This window comes from Deinococcus sp. LM3, assembly GCF_002017875.1.
Taxonomy (GTDB): Bacteria; Deinococcota; Deinococci; order Deinococcales; family Deinococcaceae; genus Deinococcus.
In genome coordinates this window covers 269,133-288,102 of the sequence record NZ_MUFV01000002.1, presented here as the reverse complement: position 1 = coordinate 288,102, position 18,970 = coordinate 269,133, and the positions used below count along the sequence as shown (strand labels likewise).

At 72.1% G+C, this 18,970-nt stretch carries 12 protein-coding genes; 5 read left to right on the top strand and 7 right to left on the bottom strand.

Going from position 1 to position 18,970, the window contains the following annotated elements:
- Window positions 1–114: 114 nt before the first annotated feature.
- Window positions 115–1,524 carry a phosphohexose mutase gene (locus tag BXU09_RS15425; protein WP_078305230.1) on the bottom strand — a complete coding sequence of 470 codons (1,410 nt, stop codon included), beginning with the start codon at window positions 1,522–1,524 and terminating at the stop codon, window positions 115–117.
- 122 nt (window positions 1,525–1,646) lie between these two features.
- Here BXU09_RS15425 and BXU09_RS15420 point away from each other — a divergent pair, with 122 nt between their 5' ends.
- A complete protein-coding gene (locus BXU09_RS15420; protein WP_078305229.1) occupies window positions 1,647–2,711 on the top strand; it encodes a mannose-1-phosphate guanylyltransferase in 1,065 nt (354 codons plus the stop codon).
- A 6-nt stretch (window positions 2,712–2,717) separates the two neighbouring features.
- Here the strand turns inward: BXU09_RS15420 and BXU09_RS15415 are convergent, their stop codons facing one another.
- Window positions 2,718–4,133: a PAS domain-containing protein gene (locus BXU09_RS15415; protein ID WP_276205850.1), complete on the bottom strand. Its 1,416-nt coding sequence runs from the start codon at window positions 4,131–4,133 to the stop codon at window positions 2,718–2,720.
- Between the two features lie 695 nt (window positions 4,134–4,828).
- Between BXU09_RS15415 and BXU09_RS15410 the strand changes: the two genes are divergently transcribed.
- From BXU09_RS15410 to BXU09_RS15400, 3 genes are read left to right on the top strand one after another with little or no spacing between them, the layout of a single operon-like run.
- Window positions 4,829–7,144: a glycosyltransferase family 4 protein gene (locus BXU09_RS15410; protein WP_078305227.1), complete on the top strand. Its 2,316-nt coding sequence runs from the start codon at window positions 4,829–4,831 to the stop codon at window positions 7,142–7,144.
- Entirely contained in the window at window positions 7,141–8,262 is a 1,122-nt protein-coding gene (locus tag BXU09_RS15405; protein ID WP_205684167.1) for a glycosyltransferase family 4 protein, read from the top strand. Before BXU09_RS15410 ends, BXU09_RS15405 begins: the two co-directional genes overlap by 4 nt.
- The gene (locus tag BXU09_RS15400; protein WP_078305226.1) at window positions 8,259–9,239 is read left to right on the top strand and encodes a glycosidase; all 981 of its coding nucleotides are present in this window, start codon (window positions 8,259–8,261) and stop codon (window positions 9,237–9,239) included. Before BXU09_RS15405 ends, BXU09_RS15400 begins: the two co-directional genes overlap by 4 nt.
- A 16-nt stretch (window positions 9,240–9,255) precedes the next feature.
- Here BXU09_RS15400 and BXU09_RS15395 read toward each other — a convergent pair whose 3' ends face one another.
- The 5 genes from BXU09_RS15395 to pucL form a co-directional block, all read right to left on the bottom strand.
- Entirely contained in the window at window positions 9,256–12,369 is a 3,114-nt protein-coding gene (locus BXU09_RS15395; RefSeq protein ID WP_078305225.1) for a GAF domain-containing protein, read from the bottom strand.
- A gap of 152 nt (window positions 12,370–12,521) precedes the next feature.
- Entirely contained in the window at window positions 12,522–12,833 is a 312-nt protein-coding gene (locus tag BXU09_RS15390; protein WP_240501439.1) for a metalloregulator ArsR/SmtB family transcription factor, read from the bottom strand.
- A gap of 92 nt (window positions 12,834–12,925) precedes the next feature.
- Complete coding sequence (locus BXU09_RS15385) at window positions 12,926–15,163, bottom strand: heavy metal translocating P-type ATPase (protein WP_078305223.1); 2,238 nt, start codon at window positions 15,161–15,163, stop codon at window positions 12,926–12,928.
- A gap of 243 nt (window positions 15,164–15,406) precedes the next feature.
- A complete protein-coding gene (uraH, locus tag BXU09_RS15380; RefSeq protein WP_078305222.1) occupies window positions 15,407–15,772 on the bottom strand; it encodes a hydroxyisourate hydrolase in 366 nt (121 codons plus the stop codon).
- A 133-nt stretch (window positions 15,773–15,905) separates the two neighbouring features.
- Window positions 15,906–17,345 (bottom strand): factor-independent urate hydroxylase, encoded by a 1,440-nt coding sequence (gene pucL, locus BXU09_RS15375; protein WP_240501392.1) that lies wholly within the window; start codon window positions 17,343–17,345, stop codon window positions 15,906–15,908.
- A 576-nt stretch (window positions 17,346–17,921) separates the two neighbouring features.
- On the opposite strand from pucL, the gene BXU09_RS15370 reads away from it, so the two are divergent.
- The gene (locus BXU09_RS15370) at window positions 17,922–18,950 is read left to right on the top strand and encodes a sensor domain-containing diguanylate cyclase (RefSeq protein WP_168174633.1); all 1,029 of its coding nucleotides are present in this window, start codon (window positions 17,922–17,924) and stop codon (window positions 18,948–18,950) included.
- The last annotated feature ends 20 nt before the right edge of the window (window positions 18,951–18,970 follow it).

The following is an 18,970-nucleotide window of genomic DNA, read 5'->3' as shown; positions in this document are numbered from 1 at the left end:
GGCGTGGAGCTGGCGACCCGGCGATGTTCCGGGTTGTCGGCGAAACAAACGGAATCCGCATGATACGCGCTTCTGATGGCCGGGACGGTTCCTGCTGTCCCGGCCCGCGCCGTTTCAGCCCGGCAGGTGCCGCAGCGTGCGCTCGCGCAGTTCAGTCAGGATGCCCTGCACCTCGGCGTCGCTGGGGGCTTCCACGTACAGGCGCACGACCGGCTCGGTCCCGGACGCCCGGACCATGCCGTACCCGCCGCTGAACACCAGTTTCACGCCGTCCATCGTGACGACCTCCTGCACGGCGTGACCGCCCAGCGCGCCCAGGCCCGCCACGTCGTCCATCAGGGCCGCCCGGTCGATGGGGCGCGGCAGGTGCAGGTCCACCCGGTCGTAGTGGTGCCGGAAGTCCACCAGCGCCTCGATCTGCGCGAACTGCTCGTCCAGGCCCAGCCCGGTCGCCGCGACCGCTTCCTGAAGCAGCAGGCCGTTCAGCAGCCCGTCGCGCTCGGGCACATGCCCCTGCACGCCGATCCCGCCGGACTCCTCACCGCCGATCAGCACGGCGTCCTCCGGGTGCGCCTCGCCATGCAGGAACGCCTCGGTGATGTACTTGAAGCCCACCGGCGTCTGCAGGACCCGCAGCCTGTGATGCTGCGCGAGCCGCTCGATGATGCCGCTGGTCGACACGGTCCGCACCACGATTCCCCTTTTGCCCTGCGACGCGAGGTGATGCAGCAGCACCGCGAAGATCTGGTGACTGTTGAAGAACCGCCCGCCCGACAGCACCGCCCCGATGCGGTCGGCGTCGCCGTCCGTGACCATCGCGAACGCCGGGCCGCTGACGTCCCGCATGGCCTGCATGGTGGCCTGCAGGTTCTGCGTGATCGGCTCCGGGTTCACGCCCCCGAACAGCGGGTCCGGCGTGGCCCGCATTCCGTGGAACGGCACGCCCAGGTACTCGCGCGTGAACGCCTCGATCCAGCCTCCGGCCGCGCCGTGCATGGCGTCGTGGTACACCGGCAGGCCCGCCCGGCGGATCACGCCGGTGTCCACCAGTGTTGCCAGTGCGCCCAGGTACTCGCTGCGCACGTCCGCCTCGTTCAGCCCTCCGGCGGCGCGGGGCGTGGCCGGGCCGTCCAGCCGAGCCTCGACCTCGGCGACCAGTGCGGGCGTGGCACTCCCGCCGTACGAACCCTTGAGTTTGTACCCCTGGTACTGCCCGGGGTTGTGGCTGGCCGTGATCATCACGCCGCCCGCGTGCCCCCCGGCCCGCACCGCGTACGACAGCGCGGGCGTGGGCGTGGCGCCCTTCAGGACCGTCACGTCCAGGCCCGCCGCCTGCAAGGTCTCACCGGCCGAGCGGGCGAACGCGCCCCCCAGGAAGCGGGTGTCGTGCGCCACGACCGCCGAACGGCCCCCGGCGTCCAGCAGCGCCTGCGCGTGCGCGCGGGCCACGCGCCCCACGTTGGCGAAGGTGAACTCGTCGGCGATCACGCCGCGCCAGCCGTCAGTGCCGAAAGTGAGCTTCATGAGGCACAGCCTACTCTGACACGCCACGCCCTGCGTTCATTTTTCATGTCCCGGCGCTCCCCCTGCGTGTGGAGGCACACAGTAGGGGCGTGGCGCGCACACGCCGGGGATAAGATGCGGGCATGACTTTCTACCCGGTGATCCTGGCAGGTGGGAGCGGTGAGCGCTTCTGGCCGCTGTCTCGCAAGAGCAAGCCCAAGCAGTTCCTGACCCTGGAATCCAGCGGCCGCAGCCTGCTGCAGACCACCGCCGAGCGCCTCACGGCCGGACTGCCCGGCGGCCTGGAACGCCTGATGGTCGTCACCGCCAACGAGCACCGCTCGCACGTGCTCGAGCACCTGCCCGAGTTGCCGCTGGAGAACCTGCTGGTCGAGCCCGTGCCGCGCGACACGGCCGCCGCGATCCTGTACGGCGCGCTCACCGTGCACCGCGACGACCCGGACGCCGTGATGGGTGTGTTCCCCGCCGATCACCGCGTGGACGACCCGGCCGCCTTCGCCGCGACCCTGGAACGCGCCGTGGCGTACGCGCAGGCCAACGACGTGCTCGTCACGCTGGGCATGCAGCCCCAGTACCCCGCCACCGGCTACGGGTACATCGAGAAGGGTGAACAGGACGCGCAGACCGGCGTGTACCGCGTGCAGCGCTTTGCGGAGAAACCCGACGCGCCGACCGCGCAGGCCTTCCTGGACACCGGCAACTACCTGTGGAACTCCGGGATGTTCATCTGGAAGGTCAGCACCATCCTCGCCGCCTTCGAGGAACTCGTGCCGGACCTGTATGGCCCCATGGCCGAGGCCGCGAAGGTGCGCGGCGGGCTGCGGCAGGTGTACCCGGACCTGCCCAAGATCAGCGTGGACTACGCCATCCTGGAACGCGCCCGGAACGTCGCCGTGATTCCCGCCAGTTTCGGCTGGGATGACCTGGGTGACTGGAACGCCCTGGAACGGCTGCTCAAGGGGGACGGCTCGAACGTCGCCGTGGGCCGCCACGTCAGCCTCGATACCGGCGGCGCGATCATGTACACCACCGGCGGGGACGACCTGATCGCCACCATCGGCCTCGAGGACGTGGTCGTCGTGCGCGCCGGGGACGTGACCCTGGTCGTCCGCAAGGACCGCACGCAGGACATCAAGAAGGTCGTGCAGCAACTCAAGGCCAACCCGGACCTCGCGCGCTTCGCCTGAAGTGGTTCAGTCGGTGTCCGCCTCGTTCCGGCCGGCGGGTGGGGGCACCGCGTTCCAGTTTTCGCGCAGGTGGGTGGCCAGGACACTGGCCTGCCGTTTCTCGATGGGGGACAGGACGCGTTCGAGGGCCACGGCGACGCGCGTGTGGGTTTCCAGGTGCGTGCGGATCTGACGGGTGATGGCGGCGTCCAGGTGGTTGGTGGCCAGCAGGGACTCGCACAGGATGGAGATGGCCCAGCTCGCGACCCGGCGCACACTCAGGTCATGCACGTAATTGTGGTCGGTCAGGGCCAGCAGGTGCTCACGGCTGGAGAACGACCGGATGACCTGCAGGTCCCCGCGTCCCTGCATGACCGCGCTGACCTTGGAGACGGCGACCTTGCTGACGTTCAGGACGCTGGCCGCCTCGCCCAGGGAGACGGGCTGGGCACGCAGCAGTAGCAGCGCGATCAGGCGGCCCTCCAGCGACGGGAAGCCCAGCTGCCCGTGCAGTTCGCCCATCAGGATCAGGAACCGTCCCGGTGTGACCGGTTCGCCGTGCAGCGTCACGGCTTCCTGGGCGCGCCGCAGGTCGCTGCTCAGCGGCCCGTCCGCACCGGCGCCGGGCGCGACGACCTCTTCGAGGGTCATGACGGCGGCGCTGGCCGGTCCTTGCGCGCCAGGAACCGGCGAAGCCCGCAGGCGCAGCTGCGCGCGGCTGCCGTCCGGGCGTTGCAGGTCCAGTTCCTCGGGGCCGGCGTGCTGCCCGCCCAGGGCGCGGCGAAGCGGCAGGCGGTCCACGCTGAGCGGGCTTCCCCCGGCCCCGACTCGGACGTCCGACAGGCCTGCCAGGGTCATGCCGGGGGCCAGGATCACGCCCAGCAGCCGCTGCGCCTGCGGATTCACGAACATGACCCGGTGGGTCTGGGCATCGACGATCAGTGCGCCGACGGGCAGGTGCGTCAGCGCGTCACGGAGTCCCTGCAGGTTCAGGGCCAGCCGCTCCAGCGTCGCTTCCCGACTGGCGGCCTCCCGCCGGGCCGGTGCGTCCGGGACGGGCTCGCCGGTGCACACCCGGCCGGTGCACAGCCAGCCGGTGACGGCGCCCCCTTCCCGCAGCGGCTCATGGTGCCACTGGACTGTCAGGTCAGCGGCGGGCAGGGCGTAGGTGGCGCTGAACGGCTGACCGTCCTGCCGCGCCCGCTGCCAGGCGTGTGCGGCGCGCGGGCCGTCTTCCGGAGCCTGAATGGCCAGCCAGCCGGGGCCGGTGGCATCGGCGCGCTGCTGACCGCTGAGGGTCAGCCAGCGCCCGTTGACCTGCCGCGCGCGGCCCAGCCGGTCCGTGAGAATGACAGGCTGCGGCATGGCCTCGATTAGCGTGGACGCCAGGAGAGGCCCTGCTCTGCGGTCCGGTCTTCGCCGGCGTGCGGGGTTGTTGGTCATGCTGCTCCCGGTGGTGACTGGTGCGGACGGCCGCCCTGCCCCGGAGCCGCAATCCACAGGCGTCCGGACCTTCTGGAAGCCCAGACCTTCTGGCAGGACAGACCTGCTGGAAGGACAGCCACGGCCGGTGCAGGTGAGCGGTGTCCGCGTGGTGGGGGGAATGGCCGGTCCACCCATGGTACGGCAGGCCGGCCCCGCGAACAGGTCGCGCCAACCGCGAGGTTGGTTTCACGGCCCCTCCTTCATGAGGGAGGCCGTGGCCGGAGCGCCGGGCGGGGCGCCCCTGTTGCTGCTGAAGGCCGTGCCAGACGGGCTGCGCGGGCAGCGCGAGCGGCGTGGGTGTCGGGTGCAGGGCACGGCAACGCCGGGGTTGGTCATGTGGCCGCCTGCCCGCGCGGGCGCCTAGCATCGAAGCGAGACTCTTTGCGACTGAAGCCTGCGTGACGACTGCCCGCCGGGCTTCGCTGACCACGGCGCCGGGTTCGTTCACTCCTGGCCGCCGTGGCGGACGACTCATCCGGAGTCCGTCCGTCTCCACCTTCACCCGGCACGGCACCGGGCCGCTCAACCCGCGCCCGGAGGGTCGCCGACCCTGTTCCCGCCGCGCCGCTTCCCGAATCGTCCTGACCGTGAAAGCACCCTGCTCCCTGGATCTGTTTCCCGGAGCGGGGGCGGCCGGTCAGGCAGGAGTCCCCATGAATAAACCTTCCGAACGACAGCCCCCCGCGCCGCGCGCATCAGTCGCGCGGTCCGCCCCTGCGGCCCTGGACGGGCATCTGGTCATGATCGGCAACTACGCGCCCCGGCAGTGCGGGATCGCCACGTTCACGCAGGACCTCGTGCAGGCGGTCGGGAACTGGCAGGTCAGCGTGGTCGCCATGAACGACGCTCAGGCCTACGACTACCCGCCCGAGGTGGTCCTGGGGATCGAGCAGGACGACCTGAACGCCTACGTGACGGCGGCCGCCGCGATCAACGACCTGAAACCGGACGTGGTGTGCGTGCAGCACGAGTACGGCATCTACGGCGGCCCGGTCGGCGCGTACCTGCTGACCCTGCTGCGCGCCCTGGACGCGCCCCTGGTCACGACGCTGCACACCGTTCTCGAAGCCCCGGACGACGCGCAGCGGGCGGCGCTGGAGGAACTGTGCGCGCTGTCGCGCACGGTGGTGGTCATGAGTGAACGGGCCGTGAGTATCCTGCGCGCCCAGGGCGTGCCGGCCGGAAAACTGCAACTCATTCCGCACGGGATTCCCAGTTTCGACCTCGACAGTGCCGAGCAGAAGCGTCTGCTGGGGCTGGGGGCGGGGCCGCTGCTGCTGACCTTCGGGCTGCTGGGTCCCGGCAAGGGCCTGGAAAGTGCGATCCGTGCCCTGCCGGACCTGCTGGCGCGGCAGCCGGACGTGACGTACCTGATTCTGGGCGCCACGCACCCGCACGTGCGGCGCGGCCAGGGAGAACAGTACCGCGAGTCGCTGTGGGCACTGGCGCGTGAACTGGGCGTGCAGGACGCTGTGCGGATGGAGAACCGCTTCGTGTCCCTGCCCGAGCTGATGCAGTACCTCGCGGCGGCGGACGTGTACCTCTCGCCGTACCAGAATCCGGCGCAGATCACCTCGGGGACGCTGGCATACGCGCTCGGGAACGGGAAGGCCGTGATCAGCACGCCGTACTGGTACGCCGAGGAACTCCTGGCGAACGGGCGGGGCGTCCTCACGCCCTTCGCCGATCCGGCCGCCATGGCCCGCGCCGCCGCCGACCTGCTGGCCGATCCGGCGCGCCGCGCCGCGATGGGTCACCGGGCCGCGCAGTACGGTCAGGACATGAAGTGGCCGGCGGTGGGCGCCGCGTACCAGTGGCTGTTCGCGGTGTGCAGCCGCCAGCCCGCCTGGACGGCCGGGTGGCGCGCCGAGGAAGCGCCCGGCCCGGTCAGCCTGGAGCACCTGGAGGTCATGACCGACTCCACGGGCCTGTTCCAGCACGCGACGGGCGTCACGCCCAACCCGCACGAGGGCTACACCACCGACGACAACGCCCGCCTGCTGGGCCTGCTGTGCCGCCTGCCGCCCCGGGAGCCGGCCCTGAGGCTCGCCCGCCGCGCCCTGGCTTTCCTGCATTACGCCCTGGAACCCGGGCGGGGCGTGTTCCGGAACTTCCTGGGGTACGACCGGCAGTGGCTGGAACAGGTCGGCAGCGAGAACGCGCAGGCGCGGGCCGTCCGGGCGCTGGTGGCCGCCGCGACCGGACCTCACGCCGGTCTGGCCGCCTCCGCGACCGAACTGCTGGACCGCGCGCCGGAAGCGGCCGCGCACCTGCGGTCCCCGCGTCCGCAGGCGGTGGCGCTGCTCGCGGCCGCGCAGGTGCAGGGACACCCGGCCCTGCACGGCCCCGGGCGCGCGCTGCTTCAGGCGGCGGCCGGGTACGCCGCGAACCTCACGGCGCTGCACGCCGCGTCCGCCCGGCCCGGCTGGGACTGGTTCGAGGAGTACCTCAGTTACGCCAACGCGGAACTCAGTCACGGCCTGATCGCCTGGGGCGAGGCGACCGGCGACCTGGCCTGCACGGAACTGGGCGTCCGGACCCTGGAGTGGCTGAGCGGGCAGCAGCAAGGCCCGCCCCGGCCCGGCGGCGCGGCGTTCTGGCCGGTCGGATGCGAGCGGGTGTACTGGCGCGGCGAGGCCCGGCCCCTGTGGGACGGCCAGCCGATCGAGGCGGCCGTGTCCGCCGCGGCGTACGTGGCCGCGTGGCACGCGACCGGCGACCCGGTCTGGACCGTGCGGGCCGAACGGGCGCTGGGCTGGCTGCTGGGCGACAACCTGCGCGGCGAGGCGCTGCTGGACGCCGCCGGCGGCTGCCGCGACGGCCTGCACCGCCAGGGCGTCAGCCTGAACCAGGGCGCGGAATCCACGGTCCTGGCCCTGGAAGCCACGCTGGACGTGACGCTGATGCAGCGCGCCCTGATTCCCCCGCTGCCGGCGGAGCGCACGCCCGTCACGGCAGGCCGCGCGTGACCCTGCCCGGCCGTCCGCTGCGGGTGGCGATGCTCGCCCCGATCGCGTGGCGCGTGCCGCCCCGGCACTACGGTCCCTGGGAGCGGGTGGTGAGCCTGCTGACCGAGGAACTCGTGCGGCAGGGAGCGCAGGTCACGCTGTTCGCCACGGCCGACTCGCTCACGGCCGCCGCCCTGAGCGCCACCGCCCCCCACGGGTACGAGGAACGCCCGGACGCCGGCGGCGCAGGCCCGGACGGCGCGGCGCTGGACGTGAAGGTCGAGGAGGCCCTGCACCTGGGCAGCCTGTTCCGGCAGGCCGGGCAGTTCGACGTGATTCACAACCACGCCGACTTCCTGCCGCTCAGTTACGCCGCCCTGGTGGGCACGCCCATGCTGACCACCATTCACGGGTTCTCCGGGCCGGGCATCCTGCCGGCGTACCGCGCCGCCGGGGGCGGGACCTTCGTGTCCATCAGCGACTCGGACCGCCACCCGGACCTCACGTACGCCGCGACCATCCATCACGGCCTGGACCTGAGCGAACTGACCTTCAACCCGCGCGGCGGCCCGGACCTGATCTTCTTCGGGCGGATGCACCCGGACAAGGGCGCCGCCGACGCCATCCGCATCGCGCGGGGGGCCGGACGCCGCCTGCTGCTGGCCGGCATCGTTCAGGACCACGCGTACTTCGAGCGGGAAGTCCGGCCGCACCTGGGCGCGGGCGTGCAGTACCTCGGGTCGGTCGGCCCGGCCGAACGCGACCGGCTGCTGGGCGGCGCGCTGGCCCTGCTGCATCCCATTCACTTCGACGAGCCGTTCGGCCTGAGCATGGCCGAGGCCATGGCCTGCGGCACGCCCGTCATCGCGTACCGGCGCGGCAGTGTTCCCGAGGTGGTCGGCGTGGACGGCGGGTACGTGATCCCCGAGGGGGACGAGGCGGCGGCCGTGCGGGCCGTGCACGCCGCCGTGACCTTCGACCGCCGCGCGGCGCGCGCGCGGGTCGAGCGGCTGTTCACGGCGCCGCGCATGGCCCGGCAGTACCTGCGCGAATACCACCGCCTGCTGGAACGCCCCCCGGCCGTCCCGGAGTCGGGCCGCGCGGCGCGCCCGTTCACGCCCCTTGCGGTGCCCTCATGACCCGCCTGCCCACCCGGCGTTCCACGTTGTTCACGCGCAGCGACCTCAACCCGTTGCTGTCCGCTGCCGACTGGCCGTACCCGGCTAACTCGGTGTTCAATGCCGGGGCGACCCTGCTGCGCGACGGCACCACGCTGCTGCTGTGCCGCGTCGAGGATTTCCGGGGCCTGTCGCACCTGACCGCCGCCCGCAGCGCCGACGGCCTCACCGACTGGCAGATCGACCCGGCCCCCACCCTGCAGCCCAGCCCCGACCACCCGGACGAGGTCTGGGGCATCGAGGATCCCCGCATCACGTACCTGCCGGAAGAGGACCAGTACGCCGTGCTGTACACCGCGTACAGTCCTGCTGGACCCGGCGTGGCCCTGGCCCTGACCCGCGACTTCGTGACCTTCGAGCGCCGGGGCCTGATCTTCCCGCCCGAGGACAAGGACGCCGCGATCTTCCCCACCCGGTTCGGGGAGAACTGGGCGGCCCTGCACCGCCCCGTCACGAGTTCCAGCGCGAACATCCACCTGAGTTTCAGCGAGAACCTCCGGCACTTCGGGGACAGCCGCTCGGTCCTCGAAGCCCGGCGCGGCCCCTGGTGGGACGCCCGCAAGGTCGGCCTGTCGGCGCCGCCCATCCGTACCGACGAGGGCTGGCTGGTCATCTACCACGGCGTGAAGGTCACGGGCGGCGGCGTCCTGTACCGCAACGGGCTGGCCCTGCTGGACCTGCACAATCCCAGCGTGTGCCTGCGCCGCAGCGACCCCTGGATCCTCGGGCCGCACGACCTGTCCGAACGGGTCGGAGACGTGGCGAACGTCGTGTTTCCCTGCGGGACCGTGTTGCAGCCGGACGGCGACACCCTGCGCGTGTACTACGGGCAGGCGGATACCAGCATCGGGCTGGCCACCGCCAGCCTCAGCGAACTGCTGCGCTGGCTGCGGGACAGCAGCAGCGTGCCCGGCAGTACGGACACCGGGCTCGACTGATACGGTGGGCGGGCCGTCAGGCGGGCTGGGCGGGCAGCGTGAAGGTGAACGCGCTGCCCTGTCCGGGTGTGGACTCGGCCCAGATGCGCCCGCCGTGGTGTTCGGTGATCTTGCGGACGATGGCGAGGCCCATGCCGGTGCCCTCGTACTGATCACGCAGGTGCAGGCGCTGGAACAGCTGGAAGACCCGCTCGGCGTACTGCGCCTCGAAGCCGATGCCGTTGTCCTGCACGCGCACCTCCCACTGCCCGCCGCGCCGCGTGGCGCTGACGTGCACGCGCGGCGCGGCGTCCGGACGGCGGAACTTCACGGCGTTCCCGATCAGGTTCTGCAGCAGCTGCGTCAACTCGCCGGGGATGCCCATCACGTCCGGCAGGGCGTCCCAGGTGACCTGCGCGCCGGCGTCGTCCACGGCGGCCTGCAACTGCGACAGGGCGTCCTGTAACGGCCCGCTCAGGTTCAGGGGTTGCAGCGGTTCGCGCACGGCGTTCAGGCGGGAGAAGACCAGCAGGTCGTCGATCAGGCCTTTCATGCGCCGCGCGCCCTGCGTCACGATGCCCAGGTAGCGCTGACCCTGCGGGTCGAGGTGCGGGCCGTACCGCCGGTCGATCAGTTCCGTGAAACTGGTGATGGTGCGCAGGGGTTCTTGCAGGTCGTGACTGGCCGCGAAGGCGAAGCGTTCCAGTTCGCCGTTGCTGCGTTCGAGTTCCTGCGTGCGTTCCTGCAGCGCGCGGGCCTTCTGCGCGCCTTCCAGCGTCAGGCTGAGGCTGCGGGTGACGGTGTCGAGCAGCGCGCGGTCCGTGTCGTTCCAGCGCCGCTGTCCGAACAGGCCCACCACGATCACGCCCTGCACGGTGCCGTCCACCTGCACCGGCAGTGAGGCGGTGGTGCTGATGTGCTCGACGATGCCCTGCAGGCCGTCGTGCCCGCGGTCGTACTCGTCCTGGTACAGCGGCTCCCCGGACTCGAAGGGCCGCCGGACCGTCAGGGTCGTCCGGTAGGGCAGTCCGGCGTCCAGCTGGCGTTGCAGGTCGTCGCTTCCGACCTGCCCGACCTGCGTGCGGACGTGCAGGTGCTCGCCCTCGCGCTCCCAGTACAGGGCGTACCCGTCGGGCAGCAGCGAGAGGATGATCTCCTGTGCGCGGCGGATCAGGGCGTGCGGGTCGGCTTCCAGCGTCAGGTCACGCGTGAGTTCCGCGAAGGCCTCGAGCGCCTGCGTGCGGGCCTGCAGGGTGTCGCGCTGCGTCTGAAGCTGCGAGGCGACCTCCGCGCGTTCCAGTGACAGGTTCATGCTGCGCCCGGCCGCGCGGACCACCGCCCGGTCGCGTTCGGTCCACACGCGCGTATCGAGCAGGCCCACGGCCAGCATCCCGACGATCTCGCCCGCCACCAGCATGGGGTACAGCGCGACCGTGCCGTAATCCTCGGTCGCGGCCACCTGCTGCTCCCCGGCCTCCCAGCCGTCCACGAACACCGGGGCGTGCGTGCGCGCCGCTTCCAGGAAGGCCGGCGCGTCGGCGGGCACGCCGGCCGTGATGCTCTGCACGACGTGCGGGGCGATGTCCTCGGTCCAGACCTGCGCGTACCAGTGGTCGCCGCTGCGTTCGTAGTACGCCGCGCTGCACTGCGCGAAGAAGCGGCGGAACACGGTCAGTGCCTGCCGCGCCAGGGTACGGACGTCGGTGCTGGTCCCGGCCGCCTCGGTGAAGCGGGCGAAGGCTTCGAGCGCGACCGTCTGCTCGGCCAGTTCGCGGGTGCGGGCGTCCACCCGCGTTTCGAGCAGCGCGTGGCTGTCCTGAAGCTGCTGGTACAGGCGGGCGTTGTCCAGCGCGGCGGCCGTCTGCGACGCCAGCCCCACCGCCAGCTGCTCGGAGCGGTCCGTGAACACGTCCGGGTCGGGATGCCCGAACAGCAGCGCGCCCAGCACCTCGCCGGAACGGGACGTGACCGGCACCGCGAGGTAACTGCGGACCGGCAGGTGACCGGGCGGCATCCCGCCGAGCTGCCCGTACCGGCCGTCGCGGGTGATGTCACCGGCCCGGACGACCCCCCGCCCCGCGAAGGTCGGGCCGAACACGCCGGTCATGCGCGGCATGGGGAACTCCGCGAAGGCCTCGTGCGGCGCGCCGGACAGCACGTGCAGGCGGTACCCGTCCGGGTCGCGGTCAGTCAGGTTGTAGAAGAACGCCCCGAACTGCGCGCCGGTGAGGGTCACGCCGGCGTCCGTGACGCCCTGCACCAGCTTGCGCAGGTCCAGTTCGGCCGCCAGGGTCTGCCCGACGCGGTTGAGGGTGGTGAGGTTCTCGGCCTGCTCTTCCAGGTGACGGCGCGCCTCGAGTTGCGTCAGTGCCTGCGTGCACTGCTGCGTCAGGGTCAGCAGGAACTGACGCTCGGCCGGCGGGAACGGCCGGGCCGCGCCGAACGTCAGCAGCAGCGCTCCCCAGGGGCGTCCGTCCACGTTCAGCGGCAGGGCCGCCACGCGCCCGTGCGGTCCGTCCGGCGCGAAGATCGCCTGCCCGGCGCGCACCGCCTCGCAGGCCGGATGATCCTGCCCGAGCGGCAACGGGTCCGGAACCTGACCGGCCGGCAGGCGGACCGGACTGTCCGCGCAGGGCGGCGTGGCGCAGGTCAGGGCGTCGCCGCCCGGCGTGAGCCGCAGCGCCACGCCGCCGGTCGCGGCCGTGACCGGCACCGCGCCGGTCAGGGCGGCCGTCAGGACCGCCGGAACGCTGCTGGCCCTGACGAGGTCGGCGGTGATCTGCTGCAACGCCGCCTTGCGTTTCATGGAGGACACGTCGCGCAGGTGAACGGCGAGCGAGCCCACGTGTGGGGTCAGGCTGACCCGCACCCAGCCGCCCACGGCCGGACTGAACGCGTCGTAGGCTCCCGCGCGCCCCGTGGCCCGCACGTGGCGGCTCTCGGTGTACCACTGCTCGCTCAGCAGGTGCGGGAAGTCGCGTTCCAGGGGCCGCCCGAGCGCCTCGTGCGCCTCGAGGTGCAGCAGGGCGGCGGCCGCGCCGTTGAGGTACTCGAACTCGCCGTCGCCGTTCAGGACGAACATCACGTCCTCGCTGGCCAGCAGCAGGGACACCAGGGCCGGGGGAAGGGGCAGGGGATCGAGGCGCGTCATGCGGTCGGGAAGGTCGTCACAGCAGGGGAGCCTCGGGCATCAGGGCGAAGGGCGTCAGGGTATCGGGTCGGACAGGGAGGGGCGTGCCGCCAGGGGCGGACGTGACGCGGGTCGGGCCTGATCGTAGCGCACCCGGCGCCGTGCCGGGCCGTTCACCCGGATTCGGAGGCGTGCTCCAGGGCGCTGCCGATCAGGACGGTCAGGTGCGCGTCGAGCAGGCGGTAGTACACCACGCGGCCCGCGCGGCGCGCCTGGACGGCCCGCACCTGCCGCAGCAGCCGCAGCTGATGACTGACGGCGCTCTCGCTCAGGCCGATCACGGCTGCCAGGTCGCACACGCACAGCTCCCCGCCGGGACCGGCAGCGTTCAGGGCGCTCAGCAGCCGCAGCCGGGTGGGATCCGCCACGACCTTGAGCAGCGCGGCCGCCCGCTCGACCTGCTCCGGGGTCGGCTGGGCCGCCAGGGCCTGCGCGACGGCCTGCGGGTGAAGTTCGTGGGCGCTGCAGGCGTCCGTGGCGGCCGTGCGGGCGGGCGTGGCGGCGGTGCGGGCGGGAGTCACGGGCGCTCCGGGGTCCAGCGCAGCAGACGCAGGGCGTTCGCGGTGACCAGCGCGGTCGCGCCGGTATCGGCCAGGACGGCCATCCACAGGGTGGTCGCGCCGGTCAGGGTGGTGATCAGGAACAGCCCCTTGAGGCCCAGCGCCAGCGCGATGTTCCAGTGGATGTTGCGCATGGTGGCCCGCGCCAGCTGCACCATGTCCGGCACGCCCCGCAGCGACGACCCCAGCAGCGCGGCGTCGGCCGTGTCGAGCGCGACGTCGGTGCCGCCGCCCATGGCGATTCCCACGTCCGCGCGGGCCAGGGCGGGCGCGTCGTTGATGCCGTCCCCGACCATCACGACCGGGCCGGGCAGCGCCTCCAGGTGCCGGAGTTTCTCCCCGGGCCGCAGCGAGGCGTGCACGTCGATGGTGGGCAGGTCACGGGCGGCCGCCTGCGCGGCGCGTTCGTGATCCCCGGTGAGCATCACGGCGCCCACGCCCAGGCGGCGCAGGTCCGCCAGGGCCGGCGCGGCGTCCGGGCGCAGGTCGTCCTGGAAGGCCAGCAGCGCCAGCGGGGCGTGATCGTCGTGCAGCACGCTGACCGACAGGCCACGCGCCTCCAGCGCCTCCAGCTTCCCGAGTTCGGCGGTCATGGCGCCGCCCAGCCGCCCGGCGGCGCTGGGAGCGGAACTCAGGTGCAGCGCGCGGCCGTTCAGGGTGGCGCTGGCGCCCTCGCCGGGCCGCGCGTGGGCGTCCGTGACGGCCGGGACGCTCAGGCCGCGCGCGCGCGCCGCGTCGGTCACGGCGCGGGAGAGCGGGTGGCTGCTCGCGCCGGCCACGGCGGCCGCCAGCCCCAGCGTCACGCGGTCCGGGTCGGCGTGGCCGCCATCCGGGTTGGTGGGGCCGCAGTCCGGCCCGGCCGGCAGGCACTCGCTCAGGCGGGGGTGCCCGGCGGTCAGGGTGCCGGTCTTGTCGAACGCGACGGTCCGGACGCGGGCCAGCGTCTCCAGGGCCGCGCCGCCCTTGATGAGCAGGCCGCGGCGCGCGCCGGCGCTCAGGCCGCTGGTGACGGCCGCCGGGACGCTCAGGACCAGCGCGCAGGGGCAGCCGATCAGCAGCAGGCTCAGGCCCTTGTACAGCCACGGCGAGAGCGGCTCGCCCAGCAGCGGAGGCCCGAACGCCACGAGCGCCGACACGAGCACCACGCCCGGCGTGTACACCCGGCTGAAACGGTCGATGAAGCGCGCGGTGGGCGCGCGGCTCTCCTCGGCCTGCTCGATCAGGTGCAGGATGCGCGCCAGGGTCGTGTCGTTCGCCTCGCGGGTCACGCGGACCGTCAGGGTGCCGTCGGTGCTGACGCTGCCGCCGAACACCTCGTCACCGGCCGCGCGGCGCACCGGGACGCTCTCGCCGGTCACGGCGCTGTCGTCCAGGCCCGAGACACCCTCCTCGATCACGCCGTCCGCCGGGACGCGCGTGCCGGGCGTGACCAGCACCCGCTGCCCGGGCCGCAGCGACGCCGCCGGCACCTCCTGCACACCCTGCGGGGTCAGCAGCTGCGCGGTGGACGGCGTGAGGGCCGCGAGCGCCTGCACGCCCGAGCGGGCGCGGCCGGCCGCGACGCCCTCAAGCAGCTCCCCGACCGCGAACAGGAACACCACGGCCGCTCCCTCGGCGGCCTCACCGATCAGCAGGGCGCCCAGCGCGGCCAGCGTGACCAGCAGGTTGATGGAGAACACCTCACCCAGGCGGGCGCTGATCACCGCCCGGCGGGCCAGGGGCGCGCCGGCCAGCAGCGTGACGGCCACGAAGCCCAGCTCGGCGGCCTGCGGCGCGGCGAGCGACAGCAGCCACGCGGCGGCCAGCAGCGTGCCGGACAGCAGCACGAGCCGGCCCTGCGCGCTGCGGTACCAAGCGGTCGCGCCGGCTGCGTGCCGGGCCGTACCCGCCTGTGGTTCGTGGGGCGGCGTGTCCAGCGGGGTCGCCGGCGGCTTCGCTGCGCCCGGCCCGGATTGCAGCGCCGGGACGTACCCCAGGGCGCGCAGGTGCCGTTCGAGGGTCTGGCGGGGCGTGAGGGCCTCGTCCAGTTCCAGGCGCAGCGTCTGCCGCGTGAAGCTGGTGCTGACGGCGGCCGTGCCGGGCAGGGTGCCCACCAGCCGCTCGACCTTCTGCACGCAGTGGGCGCAGTCCATGCCCTCGACGCGGTAGGTCAGGACCGGCGCCGCGGGAAGTTCGGGGAGGGGCCGGGTGGTCATGCCCCAGTATACCTGAGTGATTGCTCAGATGTTCAGGTGATACGGACTCCGATTGAACGGTTTGCAGAGCCGTTTAATCCGAGCGGAGCGAGCAGGAGAGAAACGGGTTCCGGACGTGGAGTTGATAGATCGGTGGTGTTCCGATCTGTTAACGAAACAAACGGAACCCGTATGAGGTGAGCAGGGCCGCAGCGGGACGGTCGCCACGGACTGACGGCCCCACTCAGCAGCCCTGTCCGGCGTTCAGCTGCCCCGGTAAGTGCTGTACGACCACGGACTCACCAGCAGCGGCACGTGGTAGTGCGCGGCGGCGTCCGCCACCGTGAACCGCAGCGTGATCTCGTCCAGGAACGGCGCCGCTCCCTCCACGCCGGCCATGTCCGCGAAGTACGCCGCGACGTGAAAGGTCAGCTCGAAGGTGCCGGGCCGCAACTCGCCGCGCGCGATCAGCGGCGCGTCGGTCCGGCCGTCCGCGTTCGTGACCGCCCCGGCCAGCAGCGTGCGCGTCTGCCCCTGCACGGCGCGTAGCTCGACGCGGATCCCGGCGGCCGGGCGGCCACGCGCCGTGTCCAGCACGTGTGTACTCAGGCCCGCTCCGTGGGTGCTCATACGGACTCCGATTGAATGGGTTGCAAAACCCGTTCAATCCGAGCGGATGCGAGTGGGAGAAAAACGGGTTCCGGACGTGGAGCTGGCAACCCGGCGATGTTCCGGGTTGTCGGCGAAACAAACGGAACCCGTATCATTCCCGCTCCACCCAGCCCTCGATCACGCCGTACGGCTCGGCGTCCGCGTGGAAGATCACGCCCGGATTCTCCAGCCCGAAGCGGCCCAGGTCGTACGGAATGTGATGCCGGTTCGGGAACGAGAAGTGAATCCGCTCGATCTCCGGGCAGCGGGTCAGGACCGCCTCGCCCAGCCGGTACAGCGTGTGCTGCATGGAATGCGAGTAGTGATCCGGGAAGACCTCCAGCAGCGTGCCGTACACCCGCGCCCACACGGCGTCGTAGTCGGGTGCGTCCTCGCGGTACGTCCAGCGGGCCGTGACGGTCGTCGCCAGGATCCGGTCGGTCGTTTCGGGCAGCGTCGTGAACCGGTCACGGTGAAAGCCGGCCCAGCCGCTCTGCGTGGTCTTCAGGATGAACAGCTCGTCGATGCCGCTCTCGACCGTGAAGGTCTGCCCGTCCCCCTCCACGCGGGCGGTGCGTTTGGGCATCTGCCGCGCGAAGGCGTGATCGTGCCCGCCGTCCTGACCGGGCACCGGCAGGCGGTCCCACAGGTGCTGCGTGAACGTCGCGTACGCCCCGCCCACGCGCGGCCCGGCCTGCACGAAATGCCGCACGAGGTCCTTGCCGAACTCTTCCACGCTGCCGGTCAGGTGATCGCGGGCCAGCGCGTAGATGGTGTTGCGGACCGTGTCAGTCGCCACGAGGTCCGTGTTGTCCCCGACCTCGTGCGCTGCGTCGAACTCACCGCGCATGCCCACGCGCACCCACACGTCCCGGATCTCGTGACGGGGCGAGTCGCGGAACACCTTGAACAGCCGCACGTCGGCCTTGCCGTAATTGTTGTCGCCCAGTCGCACACGGACGGGCGTCGCGGCGGGGGCGCCAGGGGCGGAGACGGACGGGTCGGGTACGGTCATGGTGGCTCCGGTAGGGGAAGAGGCTTCGGTCAGGTCCAGCACCCGCAGGCGCGCGATGCGGCCGATCTCGTGCAGCGCCGCCCGGCGCTCCTGCTCGGGCGTGTGCGACAGGCGCTCGCGGGCCGCCGCGAAGATGCTGGCCTTGTCATGCTCGCGCACGCACACCACGAACGGCAGGCCGAACCGGTCGTGGTACGCGGCGTTCAGCCGGTGAAACTCCTCGTACTCGGCGGCGCTCAGGCGGTCCAGACCCGCGCTGGCCTGCTCGCGCGCACTCTCGGGCGTCAGGTCGCCGGCCAGCGCGGCCTTCCCGGCCAGGTCCGGGTGCGCGCGGATCAGCGCGAGCTGCTCGGCCTCGCTGCCGCCCTGCGCGGCCTGCGCGAAGGCCTGCGCCAGCGCCCCGGCGTCCCGGTAGGGCCGGCCGGCCGCGACCTGCGCGGCGTACTGCGGCGAGTGCTCCAGCACGCCCGCGAAGTACGCCGTGAACGCCCCGTCGCTCAGGGTATTCAGCTCCTCCAGCGTCAGGCGCGGCGTCACGCGGCCAGCCGGGAGGTGATACGGACTCCGATTGAATGGCTTATAAAGCCATTCAATCCGAGCGGAGCGAGTAGGAGCAGCGCGGGTTCCGGACGTGGAGTTAGCAACTCGGTGCCCTTCTGAGTTGTTAACGAAACAGACGGAACCCGTATGAGAGAACGGCTGGCACAGGACACCGGGAATAGAGTGGCCGGAAAACGGGACAAGGGAAAACCTCCGGATCAGGAATGAGGCGCTCTGACATGTGGGCGCGGGCGGCGTGCGGAACTCATCCGGACCGTTCACCGCGCCCGGCATGGGCGGGTAGGGAAGACTGCGGGCATGCTAGGCGGGCGGCCCATCAGTGTCAAACCACCCGTACAGACCGCCGCGCCGCTCCTGACCGGCCTTCAAGCAAGTGATGGCAGCCACCTGATAGAATGGGTCCGCCCACAGCCGAGCCGACCTTCCCCCCTGCGGGAGTCACGGCGCTTACCTCACTACGTCACCTCCGCTGCGTCCAGTGCCTGTCCGGATCAGCTGCTCGTCGCGATCCGATCAGGGCCACCGGGAGGTGGAATGCCAGTGTCTGAACCCATGCCCACCCTGCCTGATGCCGCGTCACCCGCGCCGGACTCGCCCGCTGCCGGGCTGGAGCGCCTGAGCGCCCTGCATTCCCTGGGCATTCTCGACACGCCCCCCGAACCGCAGTTCGACCGGATCATGGCGCTCGTCTCGCGGTACTTCCGGGTGCCGTTCGGGTCTGTGACCTTCGTGGACGACCACCGGCAGTGGTTCAAGGCCAGCGTGGGCTTCACGCACCGCGCCGACCCGCGCGGGCAGTCCATCTGCGCGCTGACCGTGGACGCCGGATGTCCACTGGTCATCCCGGATCTGCGCGCCGACCCGCGCACGGCCCCTCTGGACGCCGTGCAGGGCGGCCACCAGCTCCGCTTCTACGCGGGTATTCCGTTGCGCGCCGATGGGCACGCCGTGGGCACCCTGTGCGTCCTGGACACCTGTCCGCGTGACTTCAGCGCCGAGGATCTCGAGGTCCTCGCGCAGTTCGCGGAACTCGCGCAGTCCGAACTGCGGCTGCGGCTGGCGTTGCGGGACCTCGAGGCACTCGCGCTGACCGACCCGCTGACCGAACTGCCCAACCGCCGCGCGTTCCAGCGGGAACTGGCCTCGGCGTGCGGCGCTGCCCGGTCTGGGCAGACGCGGGTGGTTGGCCTGCTGGACCTCGACCGCTTCAAGCCCATCAACGACACGCTGGGTCACGCGGTCGGCGACGCCGTGCTGCGCTTCGTCGCGCAGCGGCTCCTGGCCCTGCTGCGTCCCGGTGAGATTCTCGCCCGTTACGGCGGGGACGAGTTTACGCTGCTGCTGACTGGCCCGGACGCCGACGCCCGCGCCCGCGAGATCGCCCTGGAACTCCCGCACCGGCTGCACATGCCCTCGGGCCTGCGGGTCGGCGTGAGCCTCGGCCTGGTCAGCGTCTCCGGGCCTGCCGACCCGAAGGCGCTACTGGAACTGGCCGACCAGACCATGTACCGCGCCAAGGCCGCCGGGACGATCGCCGCGCACAGCCGCTTCCCGGACGACCTGAACCCGGCCCGCCCGTGACGCTCGCCGCGCGCCCCGGT

Bases quoted from the DNA above. Each gene is read 5' to 3' on its own strand.
- BXU09_RS15410 (WP_078305227.1), top strand. From the start codon at position 4,829: ATGAATAAACCTTCCGAACGACAGCCCCCCGCGCCGCGCGCATCAGTC.
- BXU09_RS15425 (WP_078305230.1), bottom strand. From the start codon at position 1,524: ATGAAGCTCACTTTCGGCACTGACGGCTGGCGCGGCGTGATCGCCGAC.
- BXU09_RS15385 (WP_078305223.1), bottom strand. From the start codon at position 15,163: ATGACCACCCGGCCCCTCCCCGAACTTCCCGCGGCGCCGGTCCTGACC.
- BXU09_RS15420 (WP_078305229.1), top strand. From the start codon at position 1,647: ATGACTTTCTACCCGGTGATCCTGGCAGGTGGGAGCGGTGAGCGCTTC.
- BXU09_RS15395 (WP_078305225.1), bottom strand. From the start codon at position 12,369: ATGACGCGCCTCGATCCCCTGCCCCTTCCCCCGGCCCTGGTGTCCCTG.
- uraH (WP_078305222.1), bottom strand. From the start codon at position 15,772: ATGAGCACCCACGGAGCGGGCCTGAGTACACACGTGCTGGACACGGCG.
- BXU09_RS15400 (WP_078305226.1), top strand. From the start codon at position 8,259: ATGACCCGCCTGCCCACCCGGCGTTCCACGTTGTTCACGCGCAGCGAC.
- BXU09_RS15415 (WP_276205850.1), bottom strand. From the start codon at position 4,133: ATGACCAACAACCCCGCACGCCGGCGAAGACCGGACCGCAGAGCAGGG.
- BXU09_RS15370 (WP_168174633.1), top strand. From the start codon at position 17,922: ATGCCCACCCTGCCTGATGCCGCGTCACCCGCGCCGGACTCGCCCGCT.